We start from the raw sequence: 25091 nt of genomic DNA, 5'->3' as shown, positions 1-25091 counted from the left end.
ATGCGACCCGAGAAACCGACCGTTTCCGTCATCATCCCCAACTACAACTACGAGAAGACGCTCCCGGCGTGCCTCGACGCCGTCTTCGCCCAGACCCTCCAGCCGCTGGAGGTCATCGTGGTGGACGACGCCAGCACCGACCGCTCCAGGGACATCATCCGCAGGTACTCCTGCACCCTGATCGAGAACGCCGGCAACAGCGGTGTCTCGGCGGTGCGCAACCGGGGCGCGGCGGCGAGCCGCGGAGACATCCTCTTCTTCGTCGACTCCGACGTGGCGCTCGCCCCCGACGCGCTGGAGAACGCGGTCCGTGTCCTCACCGAGGACCCCGGCTGCGGCTTCGTACACGGAGTGCCCGCCGACCGGCCGCTGTACGACGACGGTCCCGTCGAGCGCTACCGGGTGCTGCACGCCCACTACTTCCACCGGCGCAGCGTCGGCGTGGTGGACTCGGCGTTCTTCATGCTCGGCGCGGTGCGCCGGGAGGTCTTCGAGGCCGTCGGCCCGCTGAACGAACGGCTGCGCGACTCCGAGGACCTGGAGTACAGCGACCGGTTGCACGGCCGCTGCCGGATCCGGCTGACCGAGACCGTCACGGGCCGGCACGACGACGCCGACCGGCTGTGGGGCCTGCTGCGCGAACAGGCCCGGCGCGCCCAGCTGCTCATCCCGTTCGCCGCCGCGCACCGGGCCCGGAAGAACGCGATCCGCGCGCACAGCATGACCGGTGTCCTCGGCGCCGCCCTGACCATGGCGACCCTGCCGCTGGTCCCGTTCGCACCGCTCCTCCCGGCCGCGTGCCTGGTGGTCGCCGTCTGCTCGGAACCCCGGCTGTCCCGCTTCGTACTGAGGGAGCGCGGCCCCGCGTTCCTCGTCTACTTCACCGGCGTCCATCTGCTGGTGCAGTCGGCGATCGCGCTGGGCGCCGCCTGGGGCGGGCTGCGGATGCTCACCGACCGGGGCTTCGGCCGGCCGTCCCTCGCCCCGCCCGGCCGGGACACCAGGGTGTCGGCATGACCACGGCCACCGAGTCCGAGACGGTCGGCCAAGGACGGGGGATCCGGCGGACGGTGCTGTCGGCGGTGTTCTTCCTGGCGGCCACGGCAGGGCTGTGGCTGTCGCTGCACGACCGTATCGGCACGTTCGCGGACCTGGCGCTGCGCCCGCACTCCGTGCCGTACCTGCTGGCCGCCTTCGCCGTCAACGGGGTGGGCGTGCTGATCTCCCTGCTGACCTGGCGCGCCCTGCTGACCGGCCTGGGACCGCCGACCCCGCTGCCGGTCGCCGCCCGTATCTACTTCACCTCCTTCCTCGGCAAGTTCGTCCCCGGCCGGGTCTGGGGCCTGCTCGCCCAGCTCCGGCTGGGCCGGGCCGCCGGTTTCTCCAACGCGGTCATGACCGGGGTGTTCCTGCTGAACCTGATGGTCGGAACCCTGACCGGGCTCGCCCTGGGCCTGGTCTGCGGTCCGGCGCTGCTGGGCGGCCGGGTCTGGTGGCTGGCGGTGCCGACCGGCCTGCTGGTGGTGTGGTTCGTCCGGCCGGCCCTGCTGGGCCGGTTCGTGCGGGCCGCCCTGCGCCTCGCGCGCCGCAGGCCGCCCGAGGCGTTCGCGACCGAGGCGGGCATGCGGCGCAGCATGGCCGCCGCCACCTCCTCCTGGCTGGTGTCCGGGCTCCATCTGTGGCTGCTGGCCATCCTGTTCGGCGCCGACGTGCCGCGCGCACTGCCGCTGTGCGTCGGCGGGTTCGCCCTGGCCACCGCCCTCAGCAGCCTCGCCGTCGTCCTGCCGGACGGCTGGGGCGCCCGCGAGGCGATCCTCATGCTCGCCCTCTCCGCCGTACTGCCGTGGTCCACGGCCGGTGCGGTCGCGCTGACCAGCCGGGTCGTCTGCACCGCGAGCGAGGTCGCCGTCGCCGGCGGCGCACTGCTCTACGCCCGCACCCGCACCGGAGGCGGTACCGCCGCCCGCCCGGATCCCGCTCCCGTACCCGAACCGCACTCACCACGAGGGGAACGATGACCAAGCTGCTGTCCATCGACGACGCCCAGGCCATGACGGCGAAGCAGGTCCACGACCTGTACCGGCGGCATGTCAACCGCAGTCAGGTGTCCTTGATGACCTCCTTCGGGTTCGGCCGGGAACTGGTCGACCACGCCGAGGGCGTCTGGCTCCACCAGCGCGACGGCCGCCGCATCCTCGACTTCACCGGCGGGGTCGGCGTCCTCAACCACGGCCACAACCACCCGCGCATCCTGGCCGCCCGCCGGCGCTTCCAGGAGGAGCACCGGATGGAGGTGCACAAGACCTACTTCTCGCCCTACGTCGCCGCCCTCGGCCACAACCTGGCCCAGCTCCTGCCCGGCGACCTGAACATGTCGTTCTTCCCGAACTCCGGCGCGGAGGCGGTCGAGGGCGCGGTCAAGCTCGCGTACAAGTACCACAACGGCACCCGGCAGCGGGTCCTGCGCGCCGACATCGCCTTCCACGGCAAGCTGCTCGGCTCGGGCAGCCTCACCGGACAGGCCCAGGAGACCTTCAGGTTCCCCGGGATCAACGGCGTGTCCGTCTTCCCGTACGGCGACCTGGACGCGATCCGTGCCGAGGTTCGCGCGTCCCGTACCCGCGGCGGCGAGAGCGATGTGTACGCCATCCTCGTGGAGCCCTTCAGCGCCTCCACCATGCGCTGGTGCTCGGAGGAGTTCCTGCGCGGCCTGCGCGCCCTGTGCACCCAGGAGGACATCGTCCTGGTCTTCGACGAGATCTACACCGGCTGGGGCAAGACCGGCAGCCTCTTCTACTTCATGCGCTACCCGGACCTCGTCCCGGACATCGTGACGACGTCCAAGTCCTTCGGCGGCGGCAAGTCCTCCGTCTCCGCCTACGTCGCCCGCGAGTCCGTCTTCCGCAAGGCGTACGACAACATGATGGACGCCCTGCTGCAGAGCACCAGTACCACCTACTACGGCTTCGGCGAGGAGACCGCCACCGCCATCGAGGCCGTCAACATCGTGGTGGAGGACGACTATCCGGCCCGCGCCCGCGCCATCGAGCGGGTGCTCGGGCCCGGTCTGGAGCGCATCGCGAAGGAGCACGCGGAGACCGTCGACGACGTCCGCGGCGCCGGGGCACTGCACGGCGTCTTCCTCCGGGAGGGCCCGAAACTCCTGGAACTGGCGGCCCGGCTGGTGCCCGGCGGCATGACCAAGGACCCGCGGTTCCTCACCAAGCTGATCACCTCCTCGGTGGTCAACGCCTTGTACCGCGAGCACGACATCTATGCGTACTACACCCTCAACGGGAAGAACCCGCTGGTCGTTGGCCCCTCCCTGATCGTGGAACAGCCCGAGCTGGAACGGTTCCTGGAGGCCCTCGACCAGACCCTGGCCAAGGGACTGCCCCGGCTGCTCACCAAGTTCGTCCAGGAGAAGGTGTCGTCGCTGTGGTGAACGCCGTGGTGAACAGGGTGGTGGTGACCGGCGGGGCCGGCATGCTCGGCGGCACCCTCATCGGCCGGCTGCTCGCGGAGGGGCACCACGTCCGCTGTGTGGACCTGCGCGCCCCCGACCCCTCCCGCTGGGCGGGCACCACCGGTGAACTCGCCGTGACGGTCGCCGACGTCCGCGACGGCGCGGCCATGAAGGACGCCCTCGCGGACGCGGACGCGGTGGTGCACTGCGCCGCCGCGCTGCCCAGCTACCCGGCGGACCAGATCCGCTCGGTGATAGTCGGCGGCACCCGCAGCGTCCTCACCGCGGCCGCCGCCCAGCGGGTGCCCCGCTTCGTGCACATCTCCTCGACGGCCGTCTACGGCCTCCCGACGGTGGTGCCCACCCCCGAGACCTACCCGCGCCGCCCGGTCGACACCTACAGCGCCGCCAAGGCCGAGGCGGAGGAGGTGTGCGAGGAGTTCCGCGGCCAGGGCATGTGCCTGCCGATCCTGCGCCCGAAGACCTTCCTCGGACCGGGCCGGATGGGGTTGTTCGCGATGCTCTTCGAATGGGCCGAGGAGGGCCGCAACTTCCCCGTGCTGGGACGCGGCGACGTCCGTATCCAGATGTTCGACGTGGACGACCTCGTCGGTGCCGTGGTCACCGCGCTGCACGCCTCCGCCGAACTGGCCGACGACACCTTCAATCTGGGCGCCACCGACTTCGGCACCATCCGGGAGGACTTCCAGGCGGTCCTGGACGCGGCCGGCCACCGCCGCCGTGTGGTGTCGCTGCCCGCCCGGCCCGCGCTGGCCGCGCTGCGCCTGCTGGAGCGCAGCCGGCTCTCCCCGGTCTACGGCCGCCTGCTGCACAAACTCCTCGACGACTCCTTCGTCAGCACCGCCAAGGCCCAGGAGCGCCTGGGCTTTCGCCCCCGCTACTCCAACCAGGAGTCCATCCTCCGTACCTATGACTGGTGGCGGGAGCAGCGGCGCCGCACCGGGCCCGCCGACGGCCGCACCCCGGCAGCAGGCGGCGTCACCAGCGTCGAGCCCTGGCGGCAGGGCGCCCTCTCCCTCGCCAAGGTCTTCTTCTGATCCCCGTCCACCGCCCCCGTCCGACCACGAATCGAAGGGCAGACTCTTGTCCGACCATCAGCCCCTGGTATCGGTCATCGTGCCGAACTACAACTACGCCCGTTCCCTGCCGCTCTGCCTCGGCGCGATCCAGGACCAGGACTACCCCGCCATAGAGATCGTCCTGATAGACGACTGCAGCACCGACGACTCCGTGGCCGTCGCCGCGGCCATGGGAGTCACCGCGATCAGCACCCGTGGCAACGGGGGCGTGGCGGTGGCCCGCAACCTCGGCGCGGAGCGGGCCACCGGGGAGATCCTGGTCTTCGTCGACTCCGACGTGGCCCTCGCCCCCGACGCCGTCTCCCAGTCCGTCCGGCTGCTGCTCGCCGACCCGTCCCTCGGTGCGGTCTGCGGCATCTACCACCCCGACCCGCTCATCCGGGACAGCCGCATGGAGGAGTACCGCTGCCTCCAGCAGTACTACGCGCTCATCGAGTCCGAGGGGCGCATCAGCACCGTGCACACCAACACCTTCGCCATCCGGGCGGAGGTCTTCGCCGAACTCGGCGGCTTCAACCCGCTGCTCCGGCACACCGAGGACCAGGACTTCGGGCTGCGGCTCTCCTCCCGGTACGCGGCGCTGAGCACCTCCGCCGTGGTGGGCCGGCACGACAACGACGACACCCTGCGGCTGGTCCTGCGCAAGGTGTACCAGCGCACCTACCTGGCCATCCCGCTGTATCTGCGGCGGCGCGGCCTGCCCGGCGGATACGCCACCGGCCCGCGCGCCTGGGCCAGCGCGGTCACGCTGCTGTGGGCGGCCACCCTCCCGCTGCCGTTCCTGCTGGGCCCCGCCTGGTGGGTGCTCCCGCTGCTCCTGCTGGTGGCCGCCCTCGCCTGCGACACCGGCCTGTACCGGTGCGTGCTACGGCACCGGGGGTGGGGCTTCCTCGGTTTCTTCGCCGCGGTCAACGTCCTGGTGAACCTGGCGGTGGCGGCCGGGGTGATCGCGGGCGGCCTGGGCTGTCTGTTCTCCCGCCGGTTCCGGGCCGTCTACGACTCCGCGCTGACCGCCGGGGTGGCGACGCCCGCATGACACGGTTCGACGCCGTGCTGACGGCCGTCGCCGTCGGCTGGCTGCTCTTCCAGCTCGCGGACCGGCTGCTGACGAACGGGCCCTGGTGGTGGGCCCTGACGGACGTCCTGCCGCCGCCGGTCTTCCTCGTGGTGCCCGCCGCTCTGCTGGCGGGCACCACGGCGGCGTCGGCCGGCGTCCGCCCGTGGACCGCCGCCCTCGCCGTGCTGTCCCTGCTCCTCGGGGCACGGCACTGCGGACTGAACCCACGGGCACCGCTCGCCCTCCGCCGCACCCCCGCCGACGGCGTCCGCGTCGTGTGCTGGAACACCCAGCACTGGGACGAGGAGGTCGACACGGAGGCCTTCTACGCCTTCCTGCGCCGGCTCGACGCGGACGTCTACCTCCTCCAGGAGCACATATACGACGCGGGAGTGCACGCGCCGCCGGTGCCGGTCGACTTCCGCGCCCGGCTCGAGCGGGAGTTCCCCGGCCACCGGGTGCTGATCCGGGGGCAGTTCGTCACGCTGTCCCGCTTTCCCGTGGTGGCCGTCCCCGACCTGGGGGCGCCCGAGGTGTTCCGGGTGGACCTGCGGGTGGACGGCCTGCCGGGCGCGCCGGTGCTGTCCACCTACAACGTGCACCTGCCGGTCCACGTCTTCCTGGAGAACCCGCTGCGCCGGGCCCTCCGCCAGGAGGTCAGGGACCGGCTGGCCAGCCGCAACCGGCAGCTCGACCGGCTGATCGACGACCTCCGCGACAACGGCCTCCCGGCGGTGGCGGCGGGGGACTTCAACCTCAGCCGGTCCCAGGGCGACATCGCCCGCCTCTCCACGATCGCCACCGACGCGCTGCGCGCCTGCCCCGCCGCCTACCCGCTCAGCTGGCACCGCGGCACCTGGTGGCTGCGCTGGTGGCGGCTGGACCTCGCTTTCACCGGCAACGGCGCGAGCGCCCACCGCTACCGCTTCCTCGACCCGCGTGGCCTGTCCGACCACGCAGTGCAGGAACTGGTCCTCGGGGTGCGCAAGGACCCCTGACCGGTGGGGCGTTCCGGAGGACTCCCCACTGTCCCCCGGAACGCCCCGTCCCCGGACTCACGCCACCGGGACCTCCGGCAGCGCCCCCGTGCGGGCCACCTCCCCGTACCAGCGGGCGCTCGACTTCGGCGTCCGCTCCAGCGTCGCGTAGTCGACGTGCACCATGCCGAACCGCTTGGCGTAGCCGTACGCCCACTCGAAGTTGTCCATCAGCGACCACAGGTAGTACCCGCGGACGTCCGCCCCGTCGGTGATGGCCCGGCGCACCGCGGTCAGATGCGCGCGCAGATAGGCGATGCGCTCCGGGTCGTGCACTCGTCCGTCGGCGTCCACCTTGTCCTCGTAGGCCGCGCCGTTCTCCGTGATGTACAGCGGCAGACCGGGCGCCTCCCGCGCGTACCGCATGATCAGCTCGTGCAGGCCGGACGGATCTACCGACCAGCCCATCTCGGTCCGCTCGCCCGGCGTCTGATGGAACGCCACGTCCTCCGCCCCCGGCCACGGCGAGAAGGAGCTGGCCCCGTGGCCGTCGGCGCGAGGGCCGTCCGGGGCCCCGTCCGCCGCCGACACCAGCGTCGGCGTGTAGTAGTTGAGCCCGAGCGCGTCCAGCGGCTGCTGGATCGTACGCAGATCGCCGTCGAGGACGTACGACCAGTCGGTGACCGTCGAGGTGGCCTCCAGCAGCGTCGCCGGATACGCCCCGTGCAGCACCGGCCCGTGGAAGACCCCGTTGGCGAGGTCGTCGATCCGGCGGACCGCGGCCAGGTCGGCGGGGCTTGGCGAAAGCGGCCGTACCACCGAGGAGTTGAGGCTGATCGCCACCTGGTTGCGGGTCGGCATCACCGAGCGCAGGGCCGAAGTCGCCAGGCCGTGCCCCAGGTTGAGGTGGTGCGCGGCGCGCAGCGCGGCCGCCGGATCGGTCCGGCCGGGGGCGTGCACCCCGGAGCCGTAGCCCAGGAAGGCGCTGCACCACGGCTCGTTCAGAGTGATCCACTGCTCGACACGGTCGCCGAGCGCCTCCCCGACGATCTGCGCGTACTCGGCGAAGCGCCGCGCGGTGTCCCGCTCCGGCCAGCCGCCCGCGTCCTCCAGTTCCTGTGGCAGATCCCAGTGATAGAGGGTGAGCGCCGGCCTGATGCCGCGCGCCAGCAGCTCGTCCACCAGCCGGCGGTAGAAGTCCAGCCCCACCTGGACGGCCGGACCGCGCCCCGTCGGCTGCACCCGCGACCAGGAGACCGAGAACCGGTAGGCGTTCAGGCCGAGTCCGGCCATCAGCGCCACGTCCTCGGGATAGCGGTGGTAGTGGTCGACAGCGATGTCACCGTGGTCACCGTCGGCGGTCTTGCCCGGGGTATGGCTGAAGGTGTCCCAGATGGAGGGGGTGCGGCCGTCCTCCCGCACCGCCCCCTCGATCTGGTACGCGGAGGTCGCGGCGCCCCAGACGAAGGCGGGAGGAAAGGTCACCGGGGTCGCCGGCTGTGCGGAATCGGACATGGAAGCGCTCCCATGAGGGTCGTGGAAACCGACGGACAGGATGGGGATGGGACGAACGGGGCCGGGGCGGCGCTGCCCCGGCCCGGGCGAGGCGCGGCTCAGCCCTTGACCGCGCCCTGCATGATGCCGCCCACGATCTGCTTGCCGAAGATCGCGAAGACCAGCAGCAGCGGCAGCGTGCCGAGCAGCGCACCCGCCATGATCAGGGACTGGTCGGGGGTGAAGCCGCGGCCCAGCCCCGCGACGGCGACCTGCACGGTCGGATTGCCGTTCTGGGACAGCACCAGGAACGGCCACAGGAAGTCGTTCCACGCCTGCACGAACATCAGCATGCCGAGCACGGCCATCGCCGGCCGCGCCGCCGGGAACACCACGTGCCACACCACGCGCCAGCTGCTCGCGCCGTCCACCCGGGCGGCCTCGATCAGCTCGTCCGGCAGCGCCTGCAGCAGGTACTGCCGCATGAAGAACACACCGAACGCGCTCACCAGCGACGGCAGGATCACCGCCTGCAGCTGGTCGGACCAGTTCAGCTTCGCCACCATCATGTACAGCGGGATGATGCTGAGCTGCGGCGGCACCATCATCGTGCCGATCACCACCAGCATCAGTCCGTTACGGCCCCGGAAGCGCAGCTTGGCGAAGGCGAACCCGGCGATGGTGGACAGGAACACGATGGTCGCCGCCGACACCCCCGCCACGATGGTCGTGTTGAGGAAGGCCTTGCCCAGATTGGCGTCCGACCAGGCCACCTTGAGGTTGTGCATCAGGTTCGAGCCGAACCAGAACGGCGGCGGGGTCTGCGCCAGCCGGTTGTTGTCGCGGGACGCGGCGATCGCCGTCCACACCAGCGGGAACAGCGAGCCGATGGTGAACAGCACCAGGACCGCATAGGCGACGGGACCGGCGTACGACTGGCCGCCGGCCCGCCCGGCCTTGGTCCGCCGTACGCGCGCCGCCTTGGGCGGCGCCTCGCCGGAAGGGTTCGTCAGGGTCGTCGTCACGGCTGGTTCTCCTAACTGCTGGCACGCAGCCGGCGCGAGATGACGTAGTTGACGACCCCGATCACGATGAGGATCAGGAACATCGTCCAGGCGATCGCGGAGGCCCGGCCCAGGTGCTGGTTGATCCAGCCCTGCTCGTACAGGTACAGGCCCAGGGTCTGGAACTGGTGGTTCGCACCGCCGGACGCGCCCTTGATGGAGTCGAACATCAGCGGCTCGCCGAACAGCTGGCTCGCGCCGATGGTGGACACCACGGCGGTGAACAGGATCGTCGGCCGCAGCTGCGGCAGCGTCACATGGAAGAACTGCTGCCAGCGGTTGGCGCCGTCCAGCGCCGCCGACTCGTACAGGTCCTGCGGGATCGCCTGCATCGCGGCCAGGTAGATCAGCGCGTTGTAGCCGGTCCAGCGCCAGATGACCACGGACGAGACCGCGATCTGCGAGGACCACTTGTCGTTCTGCCAGTCGATCTTGTCGACGCCGACGAAGTGCAGCGCCCAGTTGATCACGCCGTAGTCACGGCCGAACAGCAGCACGAAGACCAGGGAGGCCGCGGCGATCGAGGTGGCGTACGGCGCGAGCATCGCGACCCGGAAGAAGGTGGAGCCGCGCAGCTTGTAGTTGAGCAGGTGGGCGAGTCCCATCGCCATCAGCAGCTGCGGGACCGTGGAGATGATGCCGATGGTCAGGGTGTTCTTCGCCGCGTTCCAGAAGAAGTCGTCGTCGAAGATCCGGGTGTAGTTGTGCAGGCCCGCCCACTGCATGTCGGTGGGCGCGGTCAGCTCCACCGTGTGCAGCGAGGCCCAGCCGGTGTAGATCAGCGGGAACAGGCCGAACGCGGCGAAGAGCAGGAAGAACGGGGAGACGAAGGCGTACGGGCTCCAGCGCATGTCCCGCTGCCAGCGCCGGGACAGCCGTGACCGGCGCTTCTGCTCCGTCGGTGCGTCGGGTGCCGCAGGACCGCGGGCGGGGGCCGCGCCCCTGTCCTGCACAAGGGGCGCGGCGGTGTCGTGCCGGGACATACCGGTCACTTCTCCAGGTTGTTGTCGATCGTCTTGGTGGCCGTCTTCCAGGCCTCCTCGGGAGACGTGCCCTTGGCCACGAGGATCACTCCGTTGTCACCCAGACCGGCCCCGATGATCTGGTCCTTCGGGCCGATGGGCTGGAGCGGGATGGCCTTGGCGGCGTCGGCGAAGATGGTGCCGATCGGCGAGTCACCGGTCATCGCGTTCTTGGCGTCCTTCACCTGGGGCAGCTCGTAGGCGGCCGGAGCGCTCGGGAAGCTGCCCTGGACGCTGAAGAGCTTGGCCTGCTGGGCCGGTGCGGTGAGCCAGGCGGCGAGCTGCTCCGCCTCCTTCACGTGCTTGCCGCTCTTGGGTACGGCGAGGAAGGTGCCGCCCCAGTTTCCGGCCTGGGGTGCGGCGGCCACGTCCCACTTGCCGGCGGCGTCGGGCTTCGACTGGCCCTTGAGGTAGCCGAGCATCCACGGCGGGCAGGCGACCGCGGCGAACTTGCTGTTGGCTATCGTCTGGTTCCAGGACGGCTGGAACTGGGTCTCCGAACCGGCCAGTCCCTCCTTGGCGGCTTTGGCGGCCAGGTCGAAGCTGGTCTTGACGGCCGGGTTCGTCTTGTAGACGACGTTGCCGGAGGAGTCGTAGAACTTCTCCTTCAGGCTGGAGAGGATCGCGTTGAGCAGACCGCCGGGGGAGTCCATGAAGTAGGTGCCGCCGGGGGCCTTCTTCTTGTACTGCTCGCCGACGGTGACGAGCTTGCTCCAGTCGCCCGCCCACAGCTTGCCGACCGCGTCCCGGTCGGTGGGCAGACCGGCCTTCTGGAAGAGGTCCTTGCGGTAGCAGATCGCCATCGGGCCGATGTCGGTGCCGAGGCCGATGGTCTGGCCGTCCTTGGTGGTGGCCTGCTGCCACTTCCAGGCCAGCCAGCTGCTCTTGTTCACCCCGGCGACCTTGGAGAGGTCCTCCAGCTTGCCCGCCTGGGTCTGCACGACCTCGGCGATGTTGCCGACCTCGACCGCCTGGATGTCCTGCAGTCCGCTGTTGGTGGTGAGGTGGTTGACCAGAGCGGGGTAGTAGTTCTCGTTCCGCTCGGTGACGTTCTCCGTGATCTTGATGTCGGGGTGGAGCTTCTCGTACTCGGCGTACAGTCCGGCCTCCTTGAAGCCCTGCGTGCCGAAGAGACCCATGCTGATCGTCGTCTTGCCGCTGCCTCCGCCGCTGGTGTCGTTACTGCCGCCACCACTGTCGTTGGCACAGCCGGCCAGCAACGCTCCGCCCAGCGACACGACGGCCGCCAGTACGACCGCCCTGCGGGAGGCGGTTCGGGTACGTGCTCGCATTACGTCCTCCTGTTGCCCTGACGTGCCGACCCCCCGGCCAACTGCACTGTTGGGCCCGTATGTTTCTCGCTGCGGCTCGGGCGGGGAACGTGCGGGATGTGTATGAGTCAGGTACTGTGGGAGCGCTCCCACCAGTGATGTGTTGAAGAGTCGTCGGTTCGAGGCGGGGTGTCAAGGGAGTGGGCGCGGCGAACCGGCTCCAGTTATCGGCCCGTTAGCTAACTCCGACGGGTGAGCGGACAGCGGAACATGTCATGACAAAACGGCCGCGATCGCACCGGCGGACGGCACTGTTAGATTCCAGGCCAGCGAGTTAACGTCGGCGAGGAGGGCAAAGCCCATGGCAAGCCACGGAGCGCGGGGGCGTAGCGGTGGTCGGCCCACCCTCGAAGAGGTCGCCGCCCGGGCCGGGGTGGGGAGAGGGACCGTGTCGCGGGTGATCAACGGCTCGCCCCGGGTCAGCGACGCCACCCGGGCCGCCGTCGAGGCCGCGGTCGCCGAACTCGGCTACGTTCCGAACACCGCCGCCCGCGCCCTCGCGGCCAACCGCACCGACGCCATCGCCCTCGTCGTCCCCGAGCCGGAGACCCGGTTCTTCGCGGAACCGTACTTCTCGGACATGCTCCGCGGTGTCGGCGCCGAACTCTCCGACACCGAGATGCAGTTGCTGCTGATCTTCGCGGGCAGCGACCGGGAGCGGGAACGGCTCGCCCAGTACCTCGCGGCTCATCGTGTCGACGGCGTGCTCCTTGTGTCCGTCCACGCCGACGACCCGCTGCCCGACCTCCTCGCCCAGCTGGAGATCCCCGCCGTGATCAGCGGCCCGCGCTCCGCCGCCGAGACGCTGACCTCCGTCGACTCCGACAACTACGGGGGTGGCCGCTCGGCCGTCGAGCACCTGCTGGCCGGCGGCCGCCGGACGATCGCCCACATCACCGGCCGCCTCGACGTGTACGGCGCCCAGCGCCGCGTCGACGGCTACCGCGACGCCCTGCGTGACGCAGGCCAACGGGTTGACGAACTCCTCGTCGAGCCGGGCGACTTCACCGAGGAGGGCGGCCGGCGCGCGATGACCCGGCTGCTGGAACGCGAGCCCGCCGTGGACGCCGTCTTCGCCGGCTCGGACGTGATGGCGGCGGGCGCCCGCCAGGTGCTGCGGGAGCTGGGCCGCCGGATCCCCGACGACGTGGCGCTGGTCGGATACGACGACTCGGCCATCGCCCGCCATATGGACCCACCGCTCACCAGTGTCCGCCAGCCCATAGAGGAGATGGGCCGCGCGATGATCGACCTCCTCCTCGCAGAGATCGCCGACCGCCGCCCGGCCGCGTCCCGGGGCCTGGAGCGCCGGCAGGCGGTACTGCCGACGAAACTGGTGGCCCGCGCGTCTTCCTAGTCTGCGCAGGGGCGGCCCGTGTTGCGGTTCGTGGCGGACTTGCGGCTATCGCTCTTCCCCGGACGACTCGAATCGCGCGCGGTTGGGCCGTGGTTCGGCCGTGGCCAAACGCCGGACAATGGCATGGCTGATGTCGCTACGGAACGCGTGACCGAGGCTTCCGGCCGCCGACCTCGCCCGGTAGACGGGCGGCCCGCTCAACGGTCGGCGCTGCCGGGCGGTACGACCCATTCGGCGGGTTGTCCCGTCAGGGAGGCGATCATGTCGAAGTCGCCGTCGTAGTGGAGGACCGTCCGCTGGTGCAGTTCTGCCGTGGCGGCGATCAGTAGGCCGGGGAGGGACAGTTCGCGGTGGAAGCCTGCGTTCAGAGCGTGGCGCTGAACTTCCAGGGCGCGGACGAAGGTGTGGTCGTCAGCGTGGATGTAGTCGAAGGCGTGGAGCCAGGTGCTGATCCGGGTCACCTCGGAGCTGTCCCGTGCGGAGTGGATCATCTCGTACTCGGTGGGCTGGCACACTGCGAGAAGGTAACGCTCGTGGAGGGGCTTGAGCACCTCCTTGACACCCGGTTTCGTCCAGCGGGCGAGGGCGGACTTGTCGATCAGGTAGCGGTCCTGCATCAGGCGGCCCGGCCTCCGTCGCGGTCGCCGTCGTGCTTGAGAGAGCCGTCAGCGTTGCGGGGGCCGGTGTTCTCGACGATCTCACCGAAGTCGAACTCGCCGGCCTCCATGGCGTCGAAGCCCTCCTGTCGCAGGTGCCTCTTGACGGCGTCTTCCATGGCGAGGCGGACGGCTTTGGCCTTCGTTTTGGCTCCGAAGATGCGCATGGCCTCGGTGACCATGTCTTCATCGAGGTCGATGACTGTTCTGGCCATGTGGATGGTCCCTCCGCTGCTAGCCCTGCCAATGAAACGATACCTTTTATTGTCCAAAATCGATGTCGTTTCGGTCGGAGGTCTCATCGTGGATGGACGACCCTGGCACCGCGACAGCGCTGGGGAAGGCGGACCGCAGCGAGGTTTGCCGCGGCGAAGATGGGGGTGGCTGGCCGCGGGCGGCTCATCGGTGTGGCTGGGGGGCGTACGCAGCGATCTGCCGCTGAGCCGGCCGCCGGGTGGATCCCCGACGGCACCCACCGCCCGGTAGGTGGTGTGAGAGGGGCGGACGCATAGCACAGATGGAAAGAGTCGGGGTGCGACTTACCCGAGCTGGTCGGGGTACGGCAGACTGGTGCGGATCCGGTGGTGTCCGGCGGACGTGCACCGGCCGAAACAGGGGAAAAGGGAAGCCTGCAGATCCGTGAGTGACGAGCTCGACGCCTCGGAGCCCGTTGACGAGGGCGCGTTCGGCATCGACGCGTTCTCCGTCGACGACCGGCTGCGGTTGTTCCACTTCGCCGCCGCCGAGAAGCGCCACGAGTACCTGTGGCTGCTGCGGGCATTCGACCGCGGGCGTGCCAACTACCAGGTGCTGCTGCACGCTTCGGACGTGGTGAGGCTGCTGGAGCGGCTCGCCGTCGACCACCCCGCTGCGGGCGCCGTCGGCGGGCCCGCCGGTGTGCAGCCGCTGCTCGACGCGCTCGCGGAGTGGCAGGTCCTGGACCGGTCATACGACGGGACGCGCGCCGCGAACCTTGCCGAGTACCGCAACCGCCACTACGTGTACCAGTTCACCCAGGCCGGATACCGGGCTTACCGGGCGGTGGAGGACGTGCTCGGCGCCAGCCTGGAGGACGCCCAGCTCTCCCGCCTCGTCTTCCCCGACATTCTCGGCGACCTGCGCGCCCTGGCCGAGGCCAACACCGCGGGCGACGGCGAGGAGGTGTACCGCAAGCTCGGCCGTCTCGACTCGGTGCTGAACGAGATGGCGCAGCGCGCCGCCCGCTTCTATCTCATGCTGGGCGACCTGGCGCGCACCAACGACACCCGGCCCGAGGTGTTCCTCGCCCACAAGGACACGCTCCTCGCGCACATGCGGGAGTTCACCGCCGAACTCGGCCGCTACGCCCCGCTGCTTGCCGAGGCCGTCGAGAAGGCCGCGGCCACCGGCGTGGACCGCATGATCGAGTACGCGGCCGAGGCCGACGAGCGGCTCTTCCGCAGCCCCGCCGAGCGCCTGGCGGACTGGCGGCATCGGTGGGACGGCATCGTCCACTGGTTCGCGGAACGCGAACACAGCGAGACCGAGCGGCTGCAGAACGCCACCGTCACCGCGATCCGCTCCGTCCTCGCTCTGCTGCGCCGGGTCACCGAGGCGCGCCGTGGCGGAGTGAGCCGGGAGAGCCAGCTGCGCCATCTCGCCCAGTGGTTCACCTCCTGCGAGAGCGACGAGGACGCGCATGCCCTGTTCCAGGTGGTTTTTGGACTCGGTGCACCCCGCCACATCGCCGTCCCTTACGCCGATCCCGAGCTGATCCCGGGGCGTACGTCCTGGTGGGAGGCGGAACCGGTCGAACTCGCCCGCACTCTGGTCCAGTCCGGCCGCACCCCCGCCCTGCACGGCCCCGGCCGCATCGAACGCGACGACGACCGGCGGGCCCTGCTCCGCGCCGAACAGCTCAAGGAACAGGCCGAGCGCCGGGGTGCCGCGAACTCTCTCGCCTCGGACGGTGTGTACGGCCGGACGCTCGACGAGCCCGAGACACGGGCTCTGCTGGCCCTGCTGGACGTGGCCCTCGCCGCCCGCGTCCCCGCCAGCCGCCGGGTCACCGCCGCTTCCGGCTCGGCCCACGGGGTACGGCTCACCCTCGCCCCCGCCGAGGGTTCCACCACCGTTGACACCGTGCGCGGGCGTCTCCATCTCGACGGGCTGCGCCTGGAGGTCACCGCATGAACCGTACGAGCCGTCACCTCGGCAGGACCGCATGAGCCGTGTCGCAGGGGGCGTCTCCCCGCTCGAACTCGCCGACTACCAGAAGGCGGTACGGCTCGTCCTGCGGCATCCGCTGATCACACCCGGGTACCCGGACAAGGTGGCGCTGGCGACCGTGCGCCGCTGGGCCGATCAGCTGCGCACCGACCTGATGGAGGTGCTCGGTTACCGGCTCGTGACCACCGCTGACACCGCCCGGCTCCAGCGCGCCCAGGACGGCCTGGACGCCACCCGCCCGGCCCTCACCCGCGCGGGACGCCCCTTCGACCGCCGCCGCTACGCCTACCTCGTGCTCACCCTCGCGGCGCTGGGCCGCCACGGCGCGCAGGTGGCGCTCGGTGAACTGGCCGACGCGGTCGCCGCCGACGCCGTACGCATCGACGGACTCGGCCTCGACACCGCGCGCAAGCCCGACCGGGACGCCTTCGTCGACGCCGTCACCTGGCTCACCGAGCGCGGCGCGCTCACCCTCGCCGACGGCTCCGCCACAGCCTGGGCCAGCGACCCCGAGCGGGCCGAGGCCCTGTACGACATCGACCGGGAGATCCTCCTCGCCGTCCATCACCCGACCCGCGTCCTGCAGCACCTGACCTCGGTCACGGCGCTCCTGGACTCGGCCGGTGCGCTGGGCATGTCCGCGGGGCGTGCGGCCCAGCGTCGCGACCAGGCCCGCCGGGCCCGCCGTCTGGTGCTGGAGAATCCGGTCGCGTACTACGCCGACGCCGACACCGAACTCCTGGGCCAGCTGCGGGCCCCCGCCCTCGCCGAGGACTTGGAGCGCCTGACCGGGCTGACGGTGGAGCGGCGGGCCGAGGGCGTGGCGCTCATCGACACCTCCGGCAGGCTGTCCGACATCCGTTTCCCCGGCGGCGGTACCGTCGCGCAGGCTGCGCTGCTGCTGGCCGCCCGGATCAGCGCCGCCATCCAGCGTTCCGGACGGCACGCCCTCGAACTGCTGCCCGCGCCCACCGCCGCCGAACGCCTCGCGGCGCGCGCCCGGCGTATCGACGCGGCTCTGCCGTCGCGTGGTCCGGTCGCCGAACTCGCCGGACTCGCAGAGCCGGACGAGGCGTCAGCGTACGCGGCACCCGGTGACGAGGGGGAGGAGCCGGAGGAGACCCGATACCCCTTCGTCACGGACTCCTGGCTGCGGGGCAAGCTCAAGGAGATCACCGCCGAGTACGGCGCGGGCTTCGCCGCCGACCTGCGCGGCGACCCCGACCGGCTGCTGGACCAGGCGCTCGGTCTGCTGGCCGCCATGTCGCTGATCGCCCGGGTCGACGGCGGGGCCCTCGCGCTTCCCCTGCTCGCCCGCTACCGGGGGGTCACCGCCCGCGTGAGAACCCGCACGGCAGCCCAACCGCCCTCCCGGACACCCCTGTTCACCGACGACATCGCCAAGGACCCGACTCCGTGAGCACCCCCGCTCCCACCCAGGCCCCCGCCTCCTCAGCCCGGTTCGTCCCCACCCGCGCCGGGATCATCAACCTGTGGGACTACCGGGACGAGGAGTTCTCCTTCGCGGGCGGCTGGTTGGTGCTGCGGGGCCCCAACGGGTCCGGGAAGACCAAGGCGCTGGAGGTTCTGTTCCCGTTCGTCCTCGACGGCCGTATCGACCCCAAGCGGCTCAACCCGTTCGCCGCCGAGGACCGCACGATGAAGTCCAACCTGCTCTTCCGCGGGCAGGACAGCGCGCTCGGCTACGTCTGGATCGAGTTCACCCACCGGGAGACCGGCGAGGCCGTCACCTGCGGCATCGGGCTGCACGCCCAGCGGCACCGCGACACACCCGCCCGCTGGCACTTCGTCGCCGACGGCCGCGTCGGCGAGGACTTCTCCCTCCTCACCCGCGACGACCGGCCGATGACGAGGAAGCAGCTCGCCGCCGAGCTCGGACGTGAGCTGATCACCTCCGCGGCCGACTACCGTGCTGCCGTCGACCAGCGCCTGTTCGGCCTCGGCCCGGAGCGGTACGAGCAACTGCTCACCCTGATCCTCACCCTGCGCCGCCCGCAGCTCGCCAAGAACCTCGACCCGGCCAAGCTCTCCGACACCCTCACCGCCGGCCTGCGCCCGCTCGACGACGACCTGATCGCCGAGGCAGCCCGTTCCTTCGACGACATGGAGTCCGTGCAGCGCACGCTGGAGGGGCTGGCCGCCGCCGACGACGCCACCCGCGCCTTCCTCGCGAGCTACTCCACCTATCTGCGGGTCCATGCCCGCTCCGCCGCGGACCGGCTCACCGCCCGCCGCGCCGAGACCGCCGAGCGCGCCGCCGCGCTGCGCACCGCCACCACGGACCTGGCGGCGGCCCGGGAACAGCAGGCCGCCGCCGAGAAGCGCGCCGAGTCGGCCGACGCCTCGCTCGCCGCCCAGCGCGCCCGTCTCGACCAGCTGCGCTCCTCCGCCGCCTATCAGGCCGTCGAGCAACTGGCCGACCTGGAACGCCTGGTGCGCACCTGCGAGCAGACCGCCAGGCAGGCGAGCGCCGAACGTGAACGCCGCACGGCAGCCACCGGCCGCGCCCGCGCCGAGGCCGAACACGCCGCCCGGCTCGCCGCCGAACTCGACGCCGCTGTCTCCCGGGACGCCGCCGCCGTCGCCGACCACGCCCACTCCGCCGGCCTCCCCTGGACCCCGGCCGACGCCGAGCCCGCCCACCTCGCCGAACGCTCCGCCGCACTCGCCGCCGCCCGCCACGAGGGCGTCCGGGCCGTGCGCGCCGCCCAGCAGGCGGCCCGCGGCGCCGAGCAGACCCGTGACCTTGCCCGGGTCTCCCTCGACCGTGCGCAGGAGGCCGTCACCGCGGCCGAGACCGCGGAGACCGCCGCCGAGTCGGCCCTCGAATCCGCCCGCGAGCAGGCCCGTACGGCACTTGGCCAGTGGACGCAGGCGCACGGCGAGCTCCTGGCCGAGGAGGGGGCCGGCCGACTCGCCGAAGCCCTCGAACGCACCGGCGAGGCCGAGGCGGTCACGCTCGCCGACGCCTTCACCGAGGCCACCGCTCCCGCCGTGCAGGAACTGCGCGACACCCTCGCCTCCCTGCGCGCACGGCGCACCGACGTCGAGCGCCGCCGTGCCGAGACGGAGGCCGAACGCGACCGGATCGCCGCCGAACACGACGACGCCCCGCCCCCGGCCCGTGGCCGCGGCGCCGACCGGGCGGCTGGTGACGGCGTCCCGTTGTGGCAACTCGTCGACTTCGAAGAGAACCTGACAGAACGTCAACGAGCGGACCTGGAAGCGGCCCTGGAGGCGTCGGGCCTCCTTGACGCACTCGTCACCGCCGAGGACACCCCCGTGGCGGCCGGGCGTAGCGAAGGCTACCTGCGTGCCGGCGCCCCGGTGAACGGACCGAGCCTCGCCGATCTCCTGAGCCCCGAGAGCCCCGAGAGCTCTGGAGTCGGCATCGCGATCCCGACCGCCGCCCGGATCACCGCCGTACTGCGCTCCGTCGCCGTCACCGGCGACCTCGACACCGGCATCCCGCACATCGGCCCCGACGGCCGGTACGCGGCCGGTGTCCTGGTCGGCGCCCACACCAAGGAGCACGCCGAGTACGTCGGAGCGACCGCCCGCGCCCGCCGGCGCGCCGCCCGGATCGCCGCCTGCGTGGCGCTGCTGACCGAACTCTCCGCCCAGCTCGACGAGTTGGCGCGCCTGCAGGCCCGTACGGACGCCGCCCTGGAGGCGTACGCCGCCGCCCGCGCCGCCCTGCCCCGCACCACCGGCATCACGCAGGCGCTGCGCGAGCTCGACCGGGCCGCGGCGAGGCTGCGCGCCACCCGCGACGCCGCCGACGCCGCCCAGGGCTCGTACGACGAGTCGGTGGCCGCCTGCTCGGTCGCCGAACGCGCTCTGCGCCGCACCGCGGCCGAGCACGCCATCGAGACCGAACGCGTCGACGCCGTCGAGACCGCCACCCGAGCCTTCGAGACGACGGTCCGCGAACTCGCCGCCCGCCGCCGCGAACACGCCCGCCAGAGCGAGGCGGCCGAGGCCGCCGCCGAGCGGCTCGGCGCCGCCGCCGAGGACGAGGAGGCGGCGGCGGACACCGAGCGCGCGGCGCGCCGCAGGCACACCGAAGAGGCCGCGGGACTCGAAGCCCTCCACACGGCCGTCGGGGCCGAGGCACAGGAGGTGATGCGCCAGGTGCAGGAGACCGAGGACGGGGTCGACGCCCTGGCGAGGGAGGCCGAGGCGGCCCGTACGGCCCAGCACGCCGCCATCGCCGGCACCGCGGCGGCCGAGGCCCGCCGTACGGCCGCCGCCGAGGCCGGCGCGGTCGCGGCGGCGGAGGAGAAGGACACCGCCCGCGGGCTGCGCCCGTACGCCGCCCGTGAACTCCTCGACATCCTGCGCTGCCCGCCCGGCCTCGCCTGGCCCGCCCAGGAGGCCGACTGGACCGGAGAGACACTCCCGCCGGCCGTGGTCGCCGTCCACGAGGCGATCCTGTCCGCCACCCGCGACCTCACCCCCACCGAGACCAGCCTCAAGCAGTCCGTCACCCGTCTCACCAGGGCCCTGGACGACCTGCAGGCACAGCTCGCCGCCGCCGGACAGGACTACCGGCCCGAATGGGACGGATCCGACGGCGTCATCGTCGTCCGCGTGGCCGACGAGGAGGGCCCGCTGCCCGTGGCGGCCTTCGCTGAGAAGATCGCCTCCCACCGCCGTGACCAGGCCGAACTGCTCTCCGAGTCCGAGCAGCGCATCCTGGAGGACGCCCTGCTCACCCGGCTCGCCCAGCAGATCCACGACCGCACCGTCGACGCCCGCGACCTGATCAGGCGGATGAACACCGACATGCGCCGGCGCACCATGTCCTCGGGGACCACGGTCGGGGTGAGCTGGCTGCTCGCCGACCACCTCGACGACGAGCAGCGCGCCGTCTGCGCCCTCCTCGACGCCGACGCCGCTCGCCTCGGCCCCGACGGTCTCGCCCGGGTGCGCACCCACTTCGCCGCGCAGATCAAGACCGCCCGTGCCCGCCACCGCGACCAGCCCTACCGCGAACTGCTCGCCGAGGTCCTCGACTACCGGAGCTGGCGGCAGTTCGCGTTCCAGCTGGTACGCCCCGACAAGACGGAGGAGAGGCTCACCCGCGCCCGGCACAGCCGCCTGTCGGGCGGTGAGCAGTCCGTGTCGCTGCACCTGCCGCTGTTCGCCGCCGCGCACGCCATGCTCAACTCCGCCGACCCGCACGCCCCGCGCCTGCTCGCCCTCGACGAGGCCTTCGCCGGAGTGGACGACACCGGGCGCGGCGAACTCATGTCACTCGCCGCCCAGTTCGACCTCGACCTGTTCATGACCGGCTACGACCTGTGGGCCGCCCACGCCTCCGTGTCCGCCGCCGCCCACTACGACCTCGCGCACACCGCCGTCGACCACACCGTCTCCGCTCTTCTGCTCGTCTGGGACGGCGACCGGCTCCTCACCGACGACACCGGCGACCTCACCGCCGCCCTCGGCTCGCCCGGCACCCGACGCGCCTCGACGCCCGAGGAGGCCGCGGTTGTCGGCTGAGCAGCGTGAAAGCCATGGGTACAACGAGTTGCGGGGCGAGGGATGGACCCGTCTGCTCGCCGCCGCCCGCCGCAGACTGGAGCGCACCGGCGGCGCGCTCGACGGCGACATCGGGCTCATGGGGCCCAGCGAGGCCGAGCGCCGCACCGTCATCGGCATCACCGGCCGCTACCGGCCCGAGACCGTCAAGCGCCTCGCCGTACCCCTGCGTGACCTGGACGGGTATCTGTACGACCGTTATGGCACCGGTCTCCTCCAGACCCTCGGCCGGCTCCACGGTCCGCTGCGCGACCGGCCGGCCGAACGGGCCGACGAACAGGCCCGCCGGGAGCAGGCCCTGACGTCGGCCCACTCCAGCCGGCTCGCCGGGCAGGGGTGGTTCGCCGCCTGGCTTGACCGCATCGCCGCCGACGGCACTCTCACCCGTCTTGTACGCCGGGGGGACGCGCCGCTCCTGGACGCGGCGGTACGCGTCCTGGAGAGACTGACCGGTGACGGGGACCACCGTGCGGGCTCCCCGAGCCGGGGCCCCGGTGTCCTGCCGCTTCCGGTGCTCGCCGAGTGGGCCACCGGCGACACCAAGGCCCTCGTGCCCGGCGCCCCGCTCGAACAGCTCGTCCTGCGCGCCCTCGCCCAGCGCGCCGGCGACGGCCGCGACGTCCCGCGCGAGCGGGCCGGGCGGCGAGCCCTGTGGGAGAGCGCCGGGGCCATCGCCGACGACCTCGCCAGCCAGGTACTCGTCCTCAACATCGGGGCCGAGGGCGACACCGTGGTCTGCGACTGGCTGCGCGATGCCGCCGACTTCGGCATCCCCTTCCGGCTCACTCTCCACCAACTCGCCACCGCCCCCGTCGTCCCCGCCGCCCGCACCATCTACGTCTGCGAGAACCCGGCCGTACTGCGCGCCGCCGCCGGTGAACTCCAGGACACCGGTGCCGCCCTCGTGTGCACCGAGGGCGTCCCGTCCGCCGCCTGCCACAAACTGCTCGGCGACGCCGTACGAGCGGGATCCCGGCTGCACTGGCGCGCCGACTTCGACCGGGCCGGACTGCGCATCACCGCGGACGCCGTGGCCCGCCACGGTGCCCAGCCCTGGCGGATGACCGCCGCCGACTACACGGCGGCACTCGTCGAGGGCGAGTCCACCCCGCTCGCGGGACCGCCCGCGGCCAGCCCCTGGGACCCGGGACTGACCCTCGCGATGGAGGAGTCGGGCAGTGCGGTCATGGAGGAACGCCTCCTGACCGCGCTCCTGTCCGACCTCACCCGCGCCTGAACCGGCGTCCGGTGGTGGTCGGATCGATCCGTCCACCACGGTGTGCCGGTCGGCATCCACCGGCGAGTCGGCGTCAGTGCCAGAGCCCCCTGGGGCTGACTGGAACGACGGTGTCATCTCAGGGAGCGGGCGACGTCGAGTCCACGCTGACCAGGCTGAGATCGACGTCGTCGCGGGCCGCCGCCTCGGCGATCACCGCTTCCATGAGGGCCTGGAAGGTCTCGTCACACGGCACCCGGATGCTCGCGCAGCCACGTGTCCAGCGTGTCGGCCGTGCGGTCGGGCAGCACGTCGATCCGCTCATGGGTCTCGGCGTCGATCACCACGGTGGCATGGCGGTGCCGCCGGCGCAGGGCGAAATCGTCGACGCCGATCACGCGGGGCACCCCCGGTGGGCAACGGGATGCGCAGCAGGGTACGCGGGGCCGTGTGACGGGACAGGCCCACCGCGAGTGCGACGGCGGCGATTCCATCGTGACCGAGTCGCCGGGTCTCCGCCCCGTTACGGCAGCTGCCGCTGACGCTCGTTCAGATGCGGTGGGACCGCTCGCGGCTTCGCCCGCAACGGACCGATCAACTCATCGAAATGCCGCACACCACGTCAACAAGTCGAAGTGCCGGAAGCAACCCGTAGATCTTCGACGGCTCCGGTGCCCGCTCAAAACAGTTCCAGGTCCTTGCCGCCGGTGTCCGCGATGACTGGCCGGAAGTGGTCAGGGAGGTCGTCCAGGCGGTCAGGACCGGCCGCGGCGGCCACGGCGGGGGCCGTCTCGGCCAGCCAGGCACGAAACCGCTCGACGGCTTCGCGGTAGGGGACTCGCGCCAGGACGCGGTGCTCGCCGGAGGGGCAGAAGTCGACGGCGACGGTGAGCAGGCAGGAACGGGGCGCCTTCTGACTGCCCGTCCAGGACACGCGCAGGACACCGCAGGGCTTGCGCCCGCGGGGGGCGCGGTGGGTCGGGCGCAGCGGTCGGCAGGCTATGTGGGCGGTCCATGCGGCGAGGTGCGGCAGGGGCAGGGTGGCGCGTGCGCGGCAGCCTGGGCAGCGGTGCCAGTGGTGGAGCCAGTCGTCGGTGTAGGTGTGGAAGAGGCGTGTGTAGCGGTTCGCCACGCGGACGTCGTTGCTGTACAGGTGGTCGGGGCGTTCCAGCGTGTTGCAGGACTGGCAGACGGGGGCGCGGATGTAGCCGTGTTCGTGGCAGTGGTCGAGCACGGTGGCGGGTGCGGTGCGGCAGACGGCGCACGCCCACCCGGCCACCCTGCGGGGAGGTACCGGGCTTCCTGCTGAGCACCGAGTACAACTGGCCTTCCAGCTCCTTGTCGTACGGGCGCGGTGAGGTGGCGGGGCCCTCGGGGCTCGTCGTCTGCCGATCGTCGGCGTCTCGGGCCTGCCGGGGGTGGGAGGGCGGCTCGGTGACGGCTGCGCAGGCCTGGCGGGTCCGCGCGGCTTGCACCCACTGCGTTTCGGCGTGCTCGGCCGCGTCGAGCAGCCTGACCACAGCGCGCGGCAGCCACCATGTGCGCTGCGTCCCGTCGCGGGTCTGCTCCACGAGTATCTGTCGCCAGTCGATCCCCGACGTACCCCACCCGTGCATGGGCAGGAGAGCAGGGCCACGGCCGAACGCCGGACAGGCCCGTGATCTGCGTTTCCGCAGGTCACGGGCCTGTCCCGAAGGGTGAGTGACGGGACTCGAACCCGCGACATCCTGGACCACAACCAGGTGCTCTACCAGCTGAGCTACACCCACCACGACCGGCGGTGATTCTGTGGTTTCTCCGACCGGCCGAGAAAAAGTGTACAGGGTCCGAAGGGGTGCTCGCGCACGGCTTTCCGGGGGCCCCTTCGGGGGCCTCCTGAACGCCTATTCCGCAGGCAGGACGTGCTTGGCCGCGATCGCCTTCGCGGTGTCCGAGTCCGGGCCGGGCTGCGGTACGAAGATGGCCTCGCGGTAGTAGCGCAGTTCGGCGATCGACTCGCGGATGTCGGCGAGGGCGCGGTGGTTGCCGTTCTTCTCCGGGCTGTTGAAGTACGCCCGCGGATACCAGCGCCGGGCCAGCTCCTTGACGCTGGACACGTCGACGATCCGGTAGTGGAGGTATCCCTCCAGGGCCGGCATGTCCCGGGACAGGAAGCCGCGGTCGGTGCCGACGGAGTTGCCGCACAGCGGGGCCTTGCTCGGTTCCTTCACGTGCTCCCGTACATAGGCCAGGACCTGCTCCTCGGCCTCGGCGAGCGTCGTGCCGCCGGCCAGCTCGTCGAGCAGGCCTGACGTGGTGTGCATCTGCCGCACCACCTCCGGCATCGTCTCCAGTGCCTTGGCCGGCGGACGGATGACGATGTCCACGCCATCGCCGAGCACGTTCAGCTCGGAGTCGGTGACCAGTACGGCCACCTCGATGAGCGCGTCGTCGGACAGCGAGAGGCCGGTCATCTCGCAGTCGATCCACACCATGCGATCGTTCATGCGACCACCCTAAAGCTGACGTCGGCTTTTGTGGCCCCCGCGGTCGGCGCCGAGGCTTCCCGGGCCGGGAAGGCATGGCCGCGGCCCAC

At 71.7% G+C, this 25091-nt stretch carries 19 protein-coding genes, 1 tRNA gene and 1 pseudogene; 11 read left to right on the top strand and 10 right to left on the bottom strand.

Annotated elements, in window-relative coordinates; all coding sequences use genetic code 11:
* From ACZ7OO_RS14925 to ACZ7OO_RS14900, 6 genes are read left to right on the top strand one after another with little or no spacing between them, the layout of a single operon-like run.
* Nucleotides 1-1017 (top strand): glycosyltransferase, encoded by a 1017-nt coding sequence (locus ACZ7OO_RS14925; protein ID WP_471504877.1) that lies wholly within the window; start codon nt 1-3, stop codon nt 1015-1017.
* A complete protein-coding gene (locus ACZ7OO_RS14920; protein ID WP_471504875.1) occupies nt 1014-2018 on the top strand; it encodes a lysylphosphatidylglycerol synthase domain-containing protein in 1005 nt (334 codons plus the stop codon). The genes ACZ7OO_RS14925 and ACZ7OO_RS14920 overlap by 4 nt, the downstream gene beginning before the upstream one ends.
* Nucleotides 2015-3445 carry an aspartate aminotransferase family protein gene (locus ACZ7OO_RS14915; RefSeq protein ID WP_352221030.1) on the top strand — a complete coding sequence of 477 codons (1431 nt, stop codon included), beginning with the start codon at nt 2015-2017 and terminating at the stop codon, nt 3443-3445. Before ACZ7OO_RS14920 ends, ACZ7OO_RS14915 begins: the two co-directional genes overlap by 4 nt.
* A gap of 5 nt (nt 3446-3450) precedes the next feature.
* Nucleotides 3451-4524, top strand: coding sequence for an NAD-dependent epimerase/dehydratase family protein (locus tag ACZ7OO_RS14910; RefSeq protein WP_471504942.1), 1074 nt, complete (start codon nt 3451-3453; stop codon nt 4522-4524).
* Between the two features lie 46 nt (nt 4525-4570).
* Nucleotides 4571-5602, top strand: coding sequence for a glycosyltransferase family 2 protein (locus ACZ7OO_RS14905; RefSeq protein ID WP_471504872.1), 1032 nt, complete (start codon nt 4571-4573; stop codon nt 5600-5602).
* Nucleotides 5599-6621 (top strand): endonuclease/exonuclease/phosphatase family protein, encoded by a 1023-nt coding sequence (locus ACZ7OO_RS14900; protein WP_471504870.1) that lies wholly within the window; start codon nt 5599-5601, stop codon nt 6619-6621. The genes ACZ7OO_RS14905 and ACZ7OO_RS14900 overlap by 4 nt, the downstream gene beginning before the upstream one ends.
* 57 nt (nt 6622-6678) lie before the next feature.
* Here ACZ7OO_RS14900 and ACZ7OO_RS14895 read toward each other — a convergent pair whose 3' ends face one another.
* From ACZ7OO_RS14895 to ACZ7OO_RS14880, 4 genes are all read right to left on the bottom strand, one after another.
* Nucleotides 6679-8115, bottom strand: a complete 1437-nt coding sequence (locus ACZ7OO_RS14895; protein ID WP_471504869.1) for a GH1 family beta-glucosidase — start codon at nt 8113-8115, stop codon at nt 6679-6681.
* Between the two features lie 98 nt (nt 8116-8213).
* Nucleotides 8214-9119: a carbohydrate ABC transporter permease gene (locus tag ACZ7OO_RS14890; RefSeq protein ID WP_471504868.1), complete on the bottom strand. Its 906-nt coding sequence runs from the start codon at nt 9117-9119 to the stop codon at nt 8214-8216.
* An 11-nt stretch (nt 9120-9130) separates the two neighbouring features.
* Nucleotides 9131-10141 (bottom strand): carbohydrate ABC transporter permease, encoded by a 1011-nt coding sequence (locus ACZ7OO_RS14885; protein WP_471504866.1) that lies wholly within the window; start codon nt 10139-10141, stop codon nt 9131-9133.
* A gap of 5 nt (nt 10142-10146) precedes the next feature.
* Entirely contained in the window at nt 10147-11472 is a 1326-nt protein-coding gene (locus tag ACZ7OO_RS14880) for an ABC transporter substrate-binding protein (protein ID WP_471504864.1), read from the bottom strand.
* 340 nt (nt 11473-11812) lie between these two features.
* On the opposite strand from ACZ7OO_RS14880, the gene ACZ7OO_RS14875 reads away from it, so the two are divergent.
* The gene (locus ACZ7OO_RS14875) at nt 11813-12868 is read left to right on the top strand and encodes a LacI family DNA-binding transcriptional regulator (protein ID WP_471504863.1); all 1056 of its coding nucleotides are present in this window, start codon (nt 11813-11815) and stop codon (nt 12866-12868) included.
* A gap of 197 nt (nt 12869-13065) precedes the next feature.
* Here the strand turns inward: ACZ7OO_RS14875 and ACZ7OO_RS14870 are convergent, their stop codons facing one another.
* Together ACZ7OO_RS14870 and ACZ7OO_RS14865 are read right to left on the bottom strand one after the other, a co-directional pair.
* On the bottom strand, nt 13066-13485 hold the full coding sequence (locus tag ACZ7OO_RS14870; RefSeq protein WP_471504861.1) for a PIN domain-containing protein: 420 nt from the start codon (nt 13483-13485) through the stop codon (nt 13066-13068).
* Nucleotides 13485-13739 carry a type II toxin-antitoxin system VapB family antitoxin gene (locus ACZ7OO_RS14865; protein ID WP_471504860.1) on the bottom strand — a complete coding sequence of 85 codons (255 nt, stop codon included), beginning with the start codon at nt 13737-13739 and terminating at the stop codon, nt 13485-13487. Before ACZ7OO_RS14865 ends, ACZ7OO_RS14870 begins: the two co-directional genes overlap by 1 nt.
* A gap of 424 nt (nt 13740-14163) precedes the next feature.
* On the opposite strand from ACZ7OO_RS14865, the gene ACZ7OO_RS14860 reads away from it, so the two are divergent.
* The 4 genes from ACZ7OO_RS14860 to ACZ7OO_RS14845 are packed head-to-tail and all read left to right on the top strand — an operon-like array spanning nt 14164 to nt 22537.
* Nucleotides 14164-15696 (top strand): TIGR02677 family protein, encoded by a 1533-nt coding sequence (locus ACZ7OO_RS14860; RefSeq protein WP_471504859.1) that lies wholly within the window; start codon nt 14164-14166, stop codon nt 15694-15696.
* Between the two features lie 31 nt (nt 15697-15727).
* On the top strand, nt 15728-17152 hold the full coding sequence (locus ACZ7OO_RS14855) for a TIGR02678 family protein (RefSeq protein WP_471504858.1): 1425 nt from the start codon (nt 15728-15730) through the stop codon (nt 17150-17152).
* Entirely contained in the window at nt 17149-21261 is a 4113-nt protein-coding gene (locus ACZ7OO_RS14850) for a TIGR02680 family protein (RefSeq protein ID WP_471504856.1), read from the top strand. Before ACZ7OO_RS14855 ends, ACZ7OO_RS14850 begins: the two co-directional genes overlap by 4 nt.
* Nucleotides 21251-22537: a TIGR02679 family protein gene (locus ACZ7OO_RS14845; RefSeq protein WP_471504854.1), complete on the top strand. Its 1287-nt coding sequence runs from the start codon at nt 21251-21253 to the stop codon at nt 22535-22537. The genes ACZ7OO_RS14850 and ACZ7OO_RS14845 overlap by 11 nt, the downstream gene beginning before the upstream one ends.
* 233 nt (nt 22538-22770) lie before the next feature.
* Here ACZ7OO_RS14845 and ACZ7OO_RS14840 read toward each other — a convergent pair.
* The 4 genes and pseudogenes from ACZ7OO_RS14840 to orn all read right to left on the bottom strand — a co-directional run.
* A pseudogene (locus ACZ7OO_RS14840) lies at nt 22771-22990 on the bottom strand (transposase); the annotation flags it as partial.
* A 205-nt stretch (nt 22991-23195) separates the two neighbouring features.
* On the bottom strand, nt 23196-23795 hold the full coding sequence (locus tag ACZ7OO_RS14835; protein WP_471504853.1) for an endonuclease domain-containing protein: 600 nt from the start codon (nt 23793-23795) through the stop codon (nt 23196-23198).
* A gap of 417 nt (nt 23796-24212) precedes the next feature.
* A tRNA-His gene (locus tag ACZ7OO_RS14830) sits at nt 24213-24285 on the bottom strand.
* Between the two features lie 114 nt (nt 24286-24399).
* Nucleotides 24400-25002, bottom strand: coding sequence for an oligoribonuclease (gene orn, locus ACZ7OO_RS14825; RefSeq protein ID WP_471504852.1), 603 nt, complete (start codon nt 25000-25002; stop codon nt 24400-24402).
* Nucleotides 25003-25091: the final 89 nt, after the last annotated feature.

The sequence above is a fragment of the Streptomyces sp. NPDC111744 genome, assembly GCF_055634995.1.
The sequence above is the reverse complement of the archived record's forward strand: the minus strand, read 5'-3'. Positions and strand labels throughout refer to the sequence as shown.

Excerpts from the sequence above, each read along its gene's own strand:
- ACZ7OO_RS14920 (WP_471504875.1), top strand. The coding sequence starts at position 1,014 with ATGACCACGGCCACCGAGTCCGAGACGGTCGGCCAAGGACGGGGGATC.
- ACZ7OO_RS14870 (WP_471504861.1), bottom strand. The coding sequence starts at position 13,485 with ATGCAGGACCGCTACCTGATCGACAAGTCCGCCCTCGCCCGCTGGACG.
- ACZ7OO_RS14865 (WP_471504860.1), bottom strand. The coding sequence starts at position 13,739 with ATGGCCAGAACAGTCATCGACCTCGATGAAGACATGGTCACCGAGGCC.
- ACZ7OO_RS14855 (WP_471504858.1), top strand. The coding sequence starts at position 15,728 with ATGAGCCGTGTCGCAGGGGGCGTCTCCCCGCTCGAACTCGCCGACTAC.
- ACZ7OO_RS14925 (WP_471504877.1), top strand. The coding sequence starts at position 1 with ATGCGACCCGAGAAACCGACCGTTTCCGTCATCATCCCCAACTACAAC.
- orn (WP_471504852.1), bottom strand. The coding sequence starts at position 25,002 with ATGAACGATCGCATGGTGTGGATCGACTGCGAGATGACCGGCCTCTCG.
- ACZ7OO_RS14900 (WP_471504870.1), top strand. The coding sequence starts at position 5,599 with ATGACACGGTTCGACGCCGTGCTGACGGCCGTCGCCGTCGGCTGGCTG.
- ACZ7OO_RS14895 (WP_471504869.1), bottom strand. The coding sequence starts at position 8,115 with ATGTCCGATTCCGCACAGCCGGCGACCCCGGTGACCTTTCCTCCCGCC.
- ACZ7OO_RS14875 (WP_471504863.1), top strand. The coding sequence starts at position 11,813 with ATGGCAAGCCACGGAGCGCGGGGGCGTAGCGGTGGTCGGCCCACCCTC.
- ACZ7OO_RS14915 (WP_352221030.1), top strand. The coding sequence starts at position 2,015 with ATGACCAAGCTGCTGTCCATCGACGACGCCCAGGCCATGACGGCGAAG.
- ACZ7OO_RS14880 (WP_471504864.1), bottom strand. The coding sequence starts at position 11,472 with ATGCGAGCACGTACCCGAACCGCCTCCCGCAGGGCGGTCGTACTGGCG.
- ACZ7OO_RS14885 (WP_471504866.1), bottom strand. The coding sequence starts at position 10,141 with ATGTCCCGGCACGACACCGCCGCGCCCCTTGTGCAGGACAGGGGCGCG.